This window comes from Staphylococcus sp. TCBT05, assembly GCF_055179755.1.
This window is the reverse complement of record NZ_JBUQDQ010000005.1, coordinates 650,915-664,442: the sequence shown is the minus strand read 5'-3', so window position 1 is coordinate 664,442 and position 13,528 is coordinate 650,915. Positions and strand designations below refer to the sequence as shown.

The following is a 13,528-nucleotide window of genomic DNA, read 5'->3' as shown; positions in this document are numbered from 1 at the left end:
TGATAGCTCATAAACATAAATCGCAACGAATTACCCTGTTGTGATAAATAAGGAGGTCATCACCAATGAAAGCCAATATATTATATGGCAAATCTAGTGTCGAATTAGATTTGCCTGATCACACAGTTCGAATAGAACCCACTGACCAACCTGCTCTGAATCAACCTGAACAGGTAATTCAAGAGGCATTAGCATCACCAATAGGCACACCCCCACTATCAACAATGGTTAAATCTAATCAGACAGTAGCAATTGTTATTAGTGATATCACAAGACCTACCCCCAATCATATCCTTGTTCCTTTGATTATGAATTGTCTAAAGCATGTTCCAACAGAAAATTTTGTCATTATTAACGGCACGGGAACTCATAGAGATCAAACCCGAGAAGAACTGATTCAAATGTTGGGCGAAGATATCGTAGACTCAGTAAATATCGTACATAATCATTGTAATGACAAGTCTAGTTTAAAGAAAGTGGGTCATAGTAAATATGGTTGTGATGTATATTTAAATAAAGATTATGTCGAGGCTGACTTTAAAATAGTTACAGGCTTTATCGAACCACATTTTTTCGCCGGTTTCTCAGGTGGCCCTAAGGGAATCATGCCTGGTATTGCTGGTATTGAAACAATAATGACCTTCCATAACGCTAAAATGATTGGAGATATGCGATCCACATGGGGCAATATGGCAGACAATCCAGTACAAGATATGACCCGGGAAATTAATGCAATGTGTAAACCGGATTTCATGCTCAATGTCACTTTAAATAAATCTAAAGATATCACTGCTGTTTTTGCTGGTGAACTATACGAAGCACATGATGTTGGATGTAATTATGCAAAATCACACGCCATGTTTAAATGCCAAGAACGGTTTGATGTAGTGATTGCTTCGAATTCTGGTTATCCTTTAGATCAAAATTTATATCAGACAGTTAAAGGGATGAGCGCTGCACATAAAGTGGTTAAAGAAGGTGGCAGTATTATTATGTTCTCTGAATGCAGTGATGGTTACCCAAACCACGGTAACTTCGCTGAAATTTTAAATATGGCAGATTCGCCTCAAGGGTTATTGGATATGATAAATGACCCTAAATTCGGAATGCTAGACCAATGGCAAGTACAAAAGCAAGCCGTTATTCAAACATTTGCTGATGTATATCTCTATTCAACACTTACCGCCCAACAAACTACAGATGCTATGTTACATCCAGTAAATGATATTAAGGAAACATTAGCTCAACTGAGAGAAAAATATGGCCCTGATATGACTATTGGTGTTATGCCTTTAGGACCATTGACAATTCCATACGTTGAGTAATTATACTGAGGAGGAAACAATGATGGACCAACAAACAATTATAGAAAAAGACCAAAAGTTAACAGAAATTATAAAGCCACTAGGTACTGTTTTAGTTGCATTTTCAGGTGGAGTAGATAGTAGTTTCGTCTTAAAGAAAGCCATAGATGTCTTAGGTAAGTACAATGTTAAAGGTGTAATCGTTAAATCCGAATTATTCAGAGAGGAAGAATTTAATGCAGCAAGAACATTAGGAAAGTCTTTAAATGTAGAAATTATAGAAACTGAAATTGCAGAATTAGAGGATCCATATATTATTAAAAACACACCTGAAAGTTGGTATCACAGTAAGCGTCTACTGTATGGTGAGCTCGAACGGTTACGTGACTTATATCGCTTTGATTATGTGCTAGATGGGATGATTATGGATGATTTAGCTGACTTTAGACCTGGACTAAAGGCAAGAACCGAATTTAATGTTCGTAGTGTATTACAAGAAGCTACATTATATAAAGATGAAATTCGTAAACTTAGCAAGCAATACCATCTTCCAGTGTGGAACAAGCCAGCACTATGTAGCCTTGCTTCACGTATTCCATATGGTGAGCCATTAACCTTTAGTAAAGTCAATAAAGTGAACGAAGCCGAAAAATATATTGCCAGCCTCGGAATTGAGCATGTCCGTGTTCGATATCATAATAATATTGCACGAGTTGAAGTAGATGACGAAGCGATACAAACAGTTATAACACATAGAAATGAAATTGCCTTACACTTAAAGGAATTTGGTTTCGATTATGTCACAGTTGATTTAGAAGGTTATCGTACAGGTAGTATGAACGAAGTAATCAATACTGATTATCACATATCTTAAATTGCAAAAAGGTGGTCTATAAATGACTGAAAACGAGAAAACTATTGAAGCCCTTTTGACGGCGGTACAGTCTAATACACTCTCCGTAGCATCGGCTATGAAACAATTGAAGCAATATAATGATATTGGTTTTGCAAAGGTTGATTTACATCGCAAACATCGACAAGGATTTCCAGAAGTTATATTCGGTGAAGGAAAAACTGCACAGCAAATAACTGACATCATTCAAACATTATTATCAAATAAAGAAATTATTTTAGTAACAAGAATTGACGCAGATAAAGCGAACCATGTCCTAAATCACTATCCACGACTTGAATATTATGAACAAGCTAAAGTGCTAACAACACCGATTGCATCTATACCTAAATCAACATACAAGGCAGCCATCATCTGTGCTGGAACTTCTGATTTACCTATCGCTGAAGAAGCAGCACTGACTGCTCAAGTCATGGGAACAGAAATTGAACGAGTATATGATGTTGGTGTATCTGGTATCCATCGTTTATTTGATCATATTGAAACCATTCGTAATTGCAAAGTATCTATCGTTATCGCTGGCATGGAAGGTGCATTATCTAGTGTTATTTCAGGCCTAGTAGACCATCCAGTCTATGCCGTACCAACTAGTATCGGCTATGGCGCAAATTTAAATGGTATTACCACATTACTGGCAATGATTAATTCATGTGCACCTGGTACAAGTGTATTAAATATAGATAATGGCTTCGGTGGTGGATATAATGCAGCCATGCTGATCCACATGCTCGAACAAGAACAACAAACGGAGGAATCGCTATGGTGAAATCACTTTATTTAGATTGTCATGCAGGAATTGCAGGTGATATGTTTCTCTCAGCATTGGTGGACTTGGGGGCAGATGCAAACTATATTATCGATCAGTTAAAGTCACTTCCGTTAAATCATTTTGAATTGCACTTTTCTAAAAAGGACAAGAAAGGTATACAAGCGTTGACGTTAGCAATTGATTTCGAAGAAGCGCATCATCATCGTAAAGCAAAAGATATATATCAAATTATTAACAATAGTGACTTACCACAGCGTGTAAAGGAACGCAGTATCAGTGTCTTTGAGGTTATTGCACAAGCTGAAGCAAAAATACACGGCATGGATGTTAATGACGTACATTTCCATGAAGTAGGCGCAATGGATTCAATTATCGATATCATTGGCAGTTGTCTCGCTTTAGAAAGTTTAGCAATTGATAATCTCTATGCCTCTCCTATCCCGACTGGTCATGGAAAAATTAATATTGCTCATGGTATTTATCCCATTCCTGCCCCAGCGACTGCTGAAATATTAACTGGTGTTCCACTTGCACATTTCGATGTTGCTGCAGAATTAACTACACCAACTGGGGCTGGGTTTATCAAAGCGTTGGTAAAGGATATAGGACCTATGCCAAATCTGACAATAAATCGTATCGGCTATGGTGGCGGTAACAAGGACTTTGATTTCCCTAACATTGTGAGAGTAATTGAATTTACAGAAAATAAAGCGTCACTAAATACTACTAATACAACTAAAGATGCTACACCCAATTTCGTTCAACAATTAGAATGTCAAATTGATGATATGACTGCAGAATCACTTGGTTTTCTGCTACAAGCTTTATTCAACAAAGGGGCTTTAGATGTATATTACACACCTATAATTATGAAAAAAAGTCGCCCAGCTACATTAATTACAATGATCTGTAGAATTGAAGATGCTGCAGAATTTGAAGACTATCTATTACAGCACACTACAACACTAGGCGTGCGCAGTAGCACTATTCAACGCCAAACTCTAGTTCGACAGTTCCAATCACTAACAACAAAATATGGTGTTATTACAGTAAAGCTAGGTTTATTAAACAACCAAATTATTAAAGCGAAACCAGAATTTGAAGATGTTAAACGCGCTGCATTACAGACGAATATACCATTCATGCGTGTTTATCAAGATATTGAAGCTGAAATTCACCAACATATCTTAAACAATTAAATGATGAAAATGAATAAGGTAGTTTACCTCACTATTGAATGTAAGCACATATCTATGATTGATATAGTGTTCATTCGATATTGAAAGTAAACTACCTTAGTTTTATGTTATCAATGATAATTATTGTATTTGATTATGACTTTGAAGGTCCAATTGTTATATTTGCACTGTCTAATGCTGACTCTAGGACTTCAACGACAGCTATACTATGTTCTAATTGACGTTTAGCTAAGACATCATCTTTATCCTGAATCATTTTTATTATTTTTACAAATTCCTCATGCATACGATGTTCAAATTGGTTTAATTGGTAAAGCTGTGTTCCGCCACCAATGTGATTAACTTCAAATGATTGTAATTCGTTCGTTGGACCTTCAATGTGTATCGTTGCCTGATCACCTTGAATATAGGAATGATTATCAGAACTAGAGTCCTTTGCGCCGATACAGACTACTTTTAAATTATCATAATCTAATTGCAAGATACCTGATGTATCTATATTTTTCTCAACATTTGCAAAGTATGCAACACCCTTAGGTTTGCCAAATAACCCCACTGCTAAATGGACATTATAGACATTGATATCCATTAACGCGCCACCACCCATTTCTGGATTAAATGCTGGTTGAATGATATCTTGCTTAAAATTATCATATCTTGAAGAGTATTGAGAATAGTTAAACTGGGCAAGCTTGATATCTCCAATTTCTTGGAGTGTATGTTTCAAGACATCATAATTGCCTAAATAAAGATTCGTGATTGCTTCTGTAATAATCACTTGTTTCGCTTCTGCGAGTTCTTTTAAAGTTTCAAGTTCTACCTTGGTAAGTGTAAAAGGCTTTTCACAAATGACATGTTTACCGTGTTCTATCGCTTGCTGTGCATAATAGTAGTGCAAATGATTCGGCACGGCAATATAGACCACCTCTAAATCTTCATCCTCTAAAAATTGAGTATAATTTTCATATACCTCTTTGATATTAAATTGCTTTTGTAATTCATTAACATTTTGTGGATTTCTTCCCGTCGTGACAATACTTTGAAACACAACGCCTGAAACTTGTTCCAATACAGGCAATGCTTCTTTAACAATTTTCCCTGCACCAACAATACCAATATTCATCATTGTTACCCCTTCTTCCCCTTTGAATTTTTAATCAACTTATAAATAAGCATAATCTTTATACAATATTTGTCAATTCATATTATTTTAGTATTTAAAAAGCATAAAAATATGCTTCAGATATAAACGAAGGTTATCATTTATCTGAAGCATACAAATTAATATTTCACTTTATAAAATTTATGATTTCCATATTGCTTCTATTTGCTCTAATGTCTTACCTTTAGTACTCATTTTATAGCACTCAATCTTTCATTCAATAATTTAACTATAGCATACCCCCATTCATCTAGGATAAATAAAAAAAGATTACAGTCACAATCTTTGCAACTGTAATCTTAAACATGCACTTTAACATGTAAGCCATTATACTAGCCAACATTAACTTTCTTTAACGTTAACATTATTAAGTTTCACTTTTTCTTCTGTACCACAAAATGTTTCGATTTCTTCTAATGTTTTTCCTCTTGATTCAGGGACACATTTTTTAACAAATATAACACCTAAAATACAGATGATACCGAATATCGCAAATACCATTTCTTGTGGAAAATGTGTCGTCATAATCGGGAATAATAGTCCAACTAAAAATGAACCTAGCCAATTTAATGAAGATGCAACGCCTGATGCAAATCCTCTAATTGTTAACGGGAATATTTCCCCTACAATTACCCAAGTCAATGGCGCCCATGTAAATGAATAGAAGGCTACGTAGATACTTAAAAATATCACAATTATAATTGGGTTAGCATTAGGTATTACAATATTAATAATTGTAGGTAATATAAATGACAATCCCATCACTGTACCGCCAAGCATGAGCAATGTTCGTCGATTAAACTTATCAGCAATCCAAATAAATAGTAATGAACCTAGAACCAAGATAACGCCTTGAATAATTGGCCATAATAATGCCGAGCTTGCTGAATTACCTGTCGCTTGTTCAACGATTAGAGGAATATAATAGAATATCGCATTTGCCCCTTGAAATTGTTGAAAAGCTGCAACACCCAATCCTGCAATTACCAAATACTTATATTTACTATTAAATAAGGTACTTAATGTATTATTTGTTGTCACTTTATTCTCTGTTAAAATCGTACTTCTAATTTCCTCAAATTCTGCATCAACTTGTTTCACTTTTCGTAAATTCATTAATACATGCTTTGCTTCATCAAACTTTCCATTTTTAATTAAAAATCTAGGAGATTCTGGTAATTTTAATACCCCTAAAAATAGTATTAAAGCTGGCACTGCGGCTATGCCTAACATCAATCTCCAACCTAATTCGACCGGTAAATCACGTAACAAGAAATCCACAATATAAGATAACAACATACCTGATACAATCATCGTTTGATTCAAACCAGACAATTGACCTCTGAATTTTGCTGGTGCCATCTCAGACATATATGCTGGTACAAGCGCCGAAGCTGCACCTACAGCTAAACCTAAAATAACACGTGAAATAATTAGGAAATAATTACCGTGATGTGGTGCAATGCCGGATAACACCGACCCTAACACAAAGATTAATGCGGAAATTAGAATCATTTTTCTACGCCCTAATTTATCCGATAATCTACCTGCTAAAATACCACCAAAAATAGCACCTAACATCACTGAAGATGTAATTAATCCTATAATAAAGCCACTATCTATACCCCAATCTTCCCTAAGAAATGGTAAAGCACCAGTCATTACACCAATGTCATAACCAAATAGAATACCACCAAATGCACCAAAGAAATAAATAAAACTATTGGACACCTTACTGTTTGTTTTCATCCCATTCACCCTCTTTTTACCTTTCGCATACATCTATGTCACAACAATTCATCCATTATTTAATCACTACATACTCTGCTTCAAACATCTTAATTAACGTCTCTAGTTGTGCCGAGTTTAACGTCAACGAAAGTACGGTATGATGGCCGCCACCTTCTTCAATCCAGCGTCTCACTCCTTTTTCAAGTGATGGTTTTGCTTGCCATAATACTCTTGCTACTGGTAAATTCGGAGCAGGCTCTGTTAATGTTTCGGCAGTAATTTCATTAACGATAAATTTATAGTGGGTACCTAAATCAAGCATTGTCACAACAACACCTTCGCCTGCTTGACCATCGAACACCAAGCGTGCTGGGTCGTTCTTATCGCCAATGCCTAAGTAATCTACGACGATTTTTGGTTTAGTTGCTGCCAATGTCGGATCAACTTCTAACATATGCGAACCTAGAATTTGCTGTTTATCACTTCGCATATCATACGTATAATCTTCCATAAATCCAGTCGCTTTATTGTCTGTAGCAATTTTTAACAATCTATCCAATGCCGCTGTTTTCCAATCACCTTCACCTGCAAATCCATAACCTTGTTCATTTAGACGTTGTACAGCTAAACCTGGTAATTGTTTCATACCATGTAAGTCCTCAAAGTTTGTTGTAAAGGCAGTGTATCCACCAGCATCTAAGAAACGTTTAATGGCAATTTCATATTTAATTTGCTCTTTAACTGAATCATTAAAATGTGCTTCATCATTATTTCTGTAATCAAAATCATATTGATTCTGATATTCAGCAAACAGAGTTGTAATTTCCTCTTCTTTGACTGCTTCTATATATGCAACTAAATCCCCAATTCCAAAGTAATCTACAGTCCAACCAAATTGGATTTGTGCTTCTATCTTGTCACCTTCAGTAACTGCAACATTTCTCATATTGTCGCCAAAGCGTGCCACCTTAAGATTGAAACTCTCATTGTAAGCATGAGCGATGCGCATCCATGACTTAATATCTTCTTGAGTCGCTTTATCTTTCCAATGACCAAAAATGATTTTATTTTGTTTGCCCAACCTTTTATTGATAAAGCCGTACTCTCTATCTCCATGAGCAGATTGATGTAAATTCATATAATCCATATCAATTTTTTCCCAGGAAATATTGTCATAGAATTGTGTTGCTAAATGTAATAATGGTTTTTGCAGGAGTTTAGTCCCTCTAATCCACATTTTGGCTGGTGAAAATGTATGCATCCATGTAATAACACCTGCAATATCATCTCTATAATTTGCTTCTTTCATAATATTTGTAATAGCATCCGCTGTTGTTGCCAATTGTGTTTGTAGTTCAATATTAAAAGGCAAATCAGCCTGTTCATTTAAATATGTCGTCATTACCTGTGCGTCTGACTTCACTTGCTCTAATGCCTCATCACCGTATAGTGCTTGCGATCCAACAACAAACCAAAATTTCTTTTCTGTAGCCATCTTTAAATTCCTCCTATTTCTGTCCGTAATAAGCATTTTCGCCATGCTTTCTTTCATAATGTTTATTTAAAATCTCTTCTGGTAGCGCTTTCGCATATGCGTTTAATTGTTGCGTAAATAAATTCATTTTACATACTTCTTCTAAAACAACTGCATTCATCACTGCATGTTCACAATCTTTCGCCCACACAAAAGGCGCGTGCCCTTGTAATAAAACAGCTGGAACTGCATTTGGATCAATATTTCGTTCTTTGAATGTTTCAACAATGACATTTCCAGTTTCATACTCATAATCTCTGTTAATTTCACTTGCTGTTAAAAATCTTGCACATGGGACTGAACCATAAAACGTATCTGCATGTGTCGTCCCCATTGCCGGTACATCTAACCCTGCTTGAGCCCAAATTGTCGCCCAAGGAGAATGTGTGTGTACAACACTGCCTATATTTGGAAATGATTTGTACAATACTGCATGTGTAGGCATATCTGATGATGGTCTCAAATCGCCTTCAACGATTTCACAATCTAGATTACAAACCACCATGTCTTCAGGTTTCATTTGAGCATAATCAACACCACTCGGTTTTATGACAAACAGTTGCGTTTCAGGGTCAAATCCACTGACATTTCCCCAAGTGTATTTAATTAAACCTCTCTCTGGTAACTCTAAATTCGCTTTATATACTTCTTGTTTTAATTTTTCTAACATTCGCTTCACCTTCTAAATAATGTGATAATTGTCGCTCAATAGGTAATCCTTTTATAGTCTTATCGATATAGGTATCAAAGTTTTCAACTGCTTGCGCAGATGGTTCAATTGTCGTTTCATCTATATTGGCAAACACAAAATCATCTAGAAATTGTGACAATGTCATATCTTTATTGATAGTTGCAAATTTTGCCAATACACTAATGCCCCAAGCACCACCTTCACTCGCTTGATTCATCACTGTAATCGGGGCATCCATAGCTGCACTTAATACTGATTGTGCAATACGCTCTGTTTTGAAAATGCCACCATGTGCAATTAATTTATTAATTGAAATATTTTCATTTGCTTTTAATAAATCCATGCCAATTTTTAATGTACTAAAGGCACTAAACAATTGTGTTTTCATGAAATTTGCAAGCGTAAAATGATGATTCGGCTCTCTTACGAATAGTGGGTATCCCTCTTCAACTTTGGTAATATTTTCACCGGAGACATATCCATACGACAATAATCCACCTAAGTCATCATCACTTTTTTCAGATTCTTTCAATATTTGTCCGTACAAATCATCTGATGAAAAACGCACTCCCATAGTTTCAAGAACTTGTTCAAATAAATTCATCCACGCATTTATTTCAGAAGTACAATTATTGGTATGAATCATGGCTACTTCACTACTTGAAGGTGTTGCAACGATATCCACTTCTGGATATACATTTTTCAAAGATTGTTCTAAGACTATCATGGCAAATGCACTGGTTCCTGCTGAAATATTACCTGAACGTGGTGTAACAGCGTTAGTAGCTACCATCCCTGTACCAGCATCACCTTCAGGTGGACACATAACACAGCCACTTTCTAAATTGCCATCAGGATCCAACAATCTTGCACCTTCATCTGTTAAATATCCAGCATTGTCACCTGCAACTTTAATTTTTGGTAATAAATCAATAACTGCTTTATGAAATCCTTCTGTATTGAATAATATATCTGCCTCTTCTAATAAGTCTGTTCTGTATGCTTGTTGCCCAACATCTACCGGAAACATCCCTGAAGCATCTCCTATGCCTAATACCTTTTCTCCCGTCAAATACCAGTGAATATAGCCTGCTAATGTCGTAATATAATTCACTTGATTTACGTGAGATTCTTTATCTATAACCGCTTGATATAAATGTGCGATACTCCATCTTTCTGGGATATTATAGTTAAATGCTGTTCTCAAAATTTTTGCCGCTTCAACCGTGTTGCCATTTCTCCAAGTTCTAAATGGAACTAACAGATCCTCATGTTCATCGAATGCCAAATATCCATGCATCATTGCACTAATACCAAGGCTATTAATTTTGCGTATAGTTATATCAAACTTGTCTTTTAAATTTTTTGCCATATCTTGATAACTTTGTTGTAATCCAACCCAAATATCATTTACTGAATAGGTCCAATAGCCATCTATATAATTGTTCTCCCATTCAAAGCTACCTGTTGCTAATGTGTTAAATTGCGCATCAATTGCTATCGTCTTAATACGAGTTGAACCTAGCTCAATACCAATAGACAACTCAGAACTATCGGTTATATTAGTAGGATTTTGCATTGCAAACACCTCTTTTGTAATCGTTTTCAAATAAATCATAAAGTATTTGTCCGTATATGTCAATACATTATAATTTTTGTCCGTATATATTAATTGGTGTAATCCTTTTATACAAATTCTTACAATATCTAATTCAAAAGATTTATCCCTTAGTTTTGTAGGGGCAACCTAAATTATTTGAACCACCTACCTAAATCCTTGGCCTGTGTCTTGGTCTCGCTCCTCATTTCTTATTATCCTATTCGTTCAGGTGTCTCAATTTCAATTCGTAGACCATACAAGTGACTGTTATATGAAATAAAAAAAAGAGCCAAATTCCGTTATATGGATTGGCTCTGTCGTTATTTAAAGATACTCGATACTATAAGTATAGTTATACCACTCAACTAAACGCATTGCATCGTATCATTCGCTATATATGATTTACTTTACGGAACTTCTTTCTATAATATAGGTATCTAATAGTTCTGAAGGTTGTACCTTACCTGTTTCAATTGTATTCAATACCCAATTAGCTGCTTTCTCTCCTAATAGTTCTTGAGGGTGGGATGTCGTTGTTAAATCAACATCTTCTAATTTGCTCAATACTGAGTTATCTTCCCCCACAATAGACATATCATTTGGAATGGCAATACCTAGTTTTTCTAATTTTTTCATAATGTAATATGCGATTTGGTCATTGTAACACACCACAGCCGAAGCTTGTATTTGCTTCGATACCACGTGTTCCACAAATTGATCTAACACAGATAATTTACTTTCTGTATCATACGTATAAATATATTCACTCTTAAAGACTTTGTTACAATTTTCAAAGGCATTAAAATAACCTTTCATCCTTAACTTACCTTGATTGTCATCTATCTTGGTAATTAAAGCGATATCCTCATGTCCCTTATCTATAAGATATTTCGTTGCAAGATGTCCTGACTTAATATCATCAATAGCAATATAGGGTAAGTTCAATTCTTCATATTGCGCATTAATAGATAATATCGGAATATTACGTTGTTTAAATAAGGAATAATACGATAAGTTCGGATTGTAGACATTACTTTTCGTAGGTTCAACAATGAGACCTTTGATACCTTGATTTAACATCATCTCTAAACATTGACGCTCGTCAGCATGATTATTGTTCGTGCTTGCTAATATTAATGAGTAACCATTCTCTCTCAATACTGTTTCGATACCTCGTATGATACTCGGAAATATATAATCTGATAAATAGGTTACAATTAATCCAATCTTCTTAGCATTATGGTTCGTTTCCGAATTTAAAAATTCATAACTTACATATGAACCAGAACCTTTTCTCTTATTTATATAACCATCTGCAACTAATAATTCCATTGCTTGACGTATCGTATATCGGCTCACACTATATCGATGCTGGAAATCCTTTTCAGTAGGTAATAATGATCCTACTTGGAATTCTTTACTAATAATTTTATTTTTAATTTCATCTGCTATCACTTGATATTTAGGCTTATTCATAAAATACAATCTCCTAGTTCTAACGATATATGCTTAATCATTGTTAGTATATCATATAAAAGTTAAATTCAATTTATCGCAAAAGTAAGATGTTTACTTGGTATTTGTTACTTAATGATTATCCAAGCGTACAAGTCATGACTTACTATATGTTTCCATAACGTTGCGATAAATTTTTGATTTTTTGTAACTACTTAAATTTGCATGTTTTGTTACATCATACAAATTCTTTCTTACCTCTTCTAATAATCCTTGATAAGTCTTAATTGTCAGTACAATGATGGGCTCTATATCATCGTCAAATAAATACAAGTGATCCAAAATATATGAGAAATTCCGTTCTATCAGTTTCGCATAACTTTCCCATAAATGTGCGTAGTTAGGGGTTACGCCGTTATAATAAATTGAATCCAAATCAACATTGTAGTATTCCAACTTTTCAATACTTATATAGATTTTACCATTGCTATAGTCCTTGCCTACATTTCTTAATATTTTAGTCAATTGGAGGGCCTTTCCTAAAGCAATACTCATCGCATTTGCTTCTGCTACCTTAGTTGCTTCAATTTGTGATTGAGTAAAAATAGGATTAAGCAATTCTCCAATAACACCACTTACACCATAGCAGTATTGCTCTAATTGCTGATCAGTGTCATTTGCAGAAAATACAAAATCATCTTCAACTGTTTGGATAAATGTCTCTAAAGCGGATCTTGGCAAATTATATAAATGTATCGTCTGTGCCAATGGTTTCATTATTTTTGTATTACTATGAAACTTTTTAGTCTCCCCATTATAAATTTGTTGGACATCTTGCTTGATTTTATTTAAATATTCTATATCTTTATGCACCTTGATACTTTCGTCTACGTTATGATAAAGTGCATAAATCGACCATAGCGCATTACGCTTTTCAGTTGATAAATTTTCAAAAGCATTCGCAAATGTCTTTGTATAATTTTTCATTATCTTTTGACAATATTTATACTCTTTTTCTAAGTTCCCCATATTTACACACCTTATATTTAATATCTTTATATGCTCATCAGATGTTGTATTTTAAGCAGTAATCACCAAATGTTATGTACTATTTTATTGTTATATTAATTACATTTACCCGTTTTCATTTTGATTATGTGTAGCTATGAA

At 34.7% G+C, this 13,528-nt stretch carries 11 protein-coding genes; 4 read left to right on the top strand and 7 right to left on the bottom strand.

The genetic code is table 11. The features are described 5' to 3' along the window. The first annotated feature begins 65 nt into the window (after nucleotides 1–65). The 4 genes from larA to larC are packed head-to-tail and all read left to right on the top strand — an operon-like array spanning nucleotide 66 to nucleotide 4,185. Nucleotides 66–1,325 carry a nickel-dependent lactate racemase gene (gene larA / locus ACY191_RS02985; RefSeq protein WP_229366484.1) on the top strand — a complete coding sequence of 420 codons (1,260 nt, stop codon included), beginning with the start codon at nucleotides 66–68 and terminating at the stop codon, nucleotides 1,323–1,325. 22 nt (nucleotides 1,326–1,347) lie between these two features. Further along, nucleotides 1,348–2,178: an ATP-dependent sacrificial sulfur transferase LarE gene (larE, locus tag ACY191_RS02980; RefSeq protein ID WP_371130092.1), complete on the top strand. Its 831-nt coding sequence runs from the start codon at nucleotides 1,348–1,350 to the stop codon at nucleotides 2,176–2,178. Nucleotides 2,179–2,200: 22 nt separating this feature from the next. After that, nucleotides 2,201–2,983, top strand: coding sequence for a nickel pincer cofactor biosynthesis protein LarB (gene larB / locus ACY191_RS02975; protein WP_042740487.1), 783 nt, complete (start codon nucleotides 2,201–2,203; stop codon nucleotides 2,981–2,983). Further along, entirely contained in the window at nucleotides 2,977–4,185 is a 1,209-nt protein-coding gene (larC, locus tag ACY191_RS02970; protein ID WP_229366483.1) for a nickel pincer cofactor biosynthesis protein LarC, read from the top strand. The genes larB and larC overlap by 7 nt, the downstream gene beginning before the upstream one ends. Nucleotides 4,186–4,318: 133 nt before the next feature. On the opposite strand, the gene ACY191_RS02965 is transcribed toward larC, so the two are convergent. The 7 genes from ACY191_RS02965 to ACY191_RS02935 all read right to left on the bottom strand — a co-directional run bounded on the left by ACY191_RS02965 (nucleotide 4,319) and on the right by ACY191_RS02935 (nucleotide 13,387). Then, nucleotides 4,319–5,311: a Gfo/Idh/MocA family protein gene (locus ACY191_RS02965; protein ID WP_232139624.1), complete on the bottom strand. Its 993-nt coding sequence runs from the start codon at nucleotides 5,309–5,311 to the stop codon at nucleotides 4,319–4,321. Between the two features lie 378 nt (nucleotides 5,312–5,689). Then, complete coding sequence (locus ACY191_RS02960) at nucleotides 5,690–7,096, bottom strand: sugar porter family MFS transporter (RefSeq protein WP_232139623.1); 1,407 nt, start codon at nucleotides 7,094–7,096, stop codon at nucleotides 5,690–5,692. Between the two features lie 55 nt (nucleotides 7,097–7,151). After that, a complete protein-coding gene (gene araA / locus ACY191_RS02955; protein WP_229366481.1) occupies nucleotides 7,152–8,573 on the bottom strand; it encodes an L-arabinose isomerase in 1,422 nt (473 codons plus the stop codon). Between the two features lie 13 nt (nucleotides 8,574–8,586). Then, nucleotides 8,587–9,282 (bottom strand): L-ribulose-5-phosphate 4-epimerase, encoded by a 696-nt coding sequence (locus ACY191_RS02950; protein WP_042740496.1) that lies wholly within the window; start codon nucleotides 9,280–9,282, stop codon nucleotides 8,587–8,589. After that, complete coding sequence (locus ACY191_RS02945; protein ID WP_042740497.1) at nucleotides 9,251–10,882, bottom strand: xylulokinase; 1,632 nt, start codon at nucleotides 10,880–10,882, stop codon at nucleotides 9,251–9,253. The genes ACY191_RS02950 and ACY191_RS02945 overlap by 32 nt, the downstream gene beginning before the upstream one ends. Nucleotides 10,883–11,305: 423 nt before the next feature. After that, on the bottom strand, nucleotides 11,306–12,379 hold the full coding sequence (locus ACY191_RS02940) for a GntR family transcriptional regulator (protein WP_229366480.1): 1,074 nt from the start codon (nucleotides 12,377–12,379) through the stop codon (nucleotides 11,306–11,308). Nucleotides 12,380–12,514: 135 nt separating this feature from the next. Continuing rightward, on the bottom strand, nucleotides 12,515–13,387 hold the full coding sequence (locus tag ACY191_RS02935; RefSeq protein ID WP_229366479.1) for a squalene/phytoene synthase family protein: 873 nt from the start codon (nucleotides 13,385–13,387) through the stop codon (nucleotides 12,515–12,517). Between the last annotated feature and the right edge of the window lie 141 nt (nucleotides 13,388–13,528).

What these genes read in the sequence shown, in the direction of transcription:
- larC (WP_229366483.1), top strand. Translation starts at nt 2,977, where the DNA reads ATGGTGAAATCACTTTATTTAGATTGTCATGCAGGAATTGCAGGTGAT.
- ACY191_RS02940 (WP_229366480.1), bottom strand. Translation starts at nt 12,379, where the DNA reads ATGAATAAGCCTAAATATCAAGTGATAGCAGATGAAATTAAAAATAAA.
- ACY191_RS02935 (WP_229366479.1), bottom strand. Translation starts at nt 13,387, where the DNA reads ATGGGGAACTTAGAAAAAGAGTATAAATATTGTCAAAAGATAATGAAA.
- ACY191_RS02960 (WP_232139623.1), bottom strand. Translation starts at nt 7,096, where the DNA reads ATGAAAACAAACAGTAAGGTGTCCAATAGTTTTATTTATTTCTTTGGT.
- larB (WP_042740487.1), top strand. Translation starts at nt 2,201, where the DNA reads ATGACTGAAAACGAGAAAACTATTGAAGCCCTTTTGACGGCGGTACAG.
- larE (WP_371130092.1), top strand. Translation starts at nt 1,348, where the DNA reads ATGGACCAACAAACAATTATAGAAAAAGACCAAAAGTTAACAGAAATT.
- larA (WP_229366484.1), top strand. Translation starts at nt 66, where the DNA reads ATGAAAGCCAATATATTATATGGCAAATCTAGTGTCGAATTAGATTTG.
- ACY191_RS02950 (WP_042740496.1), bottom strand. Translation starts at nt 9,282, where the DNA reads ATGTTAGAAAAATTAAAACAAGAAGTATATAAAGCGAATTTAGAGTTA.
- ACY191_RS02945 (WP_042740497.1), bottom strand. Translation starts at nt 10,882, where the DNA reads ATGCAAAATCCTACTAATATAACCGATAGTTCTGAGTTGTCTATTGGT.
- ACY191_RS02965 (WP_232139624.1), bottom strand. Translation starts at nt 5,311, where the DNA reads ATGATGAATATTGGTATTGTTGGTGCAGGGAAAATTGTTAAAGAAGCA.
- araA (WP_229366481.1), bottom strand. Translation starts at nt 8,573, where the DNA reads ATGGCTACAGAAAAGAAATTTTGGTTTGTTGTTGGATCGCAAGCACTA.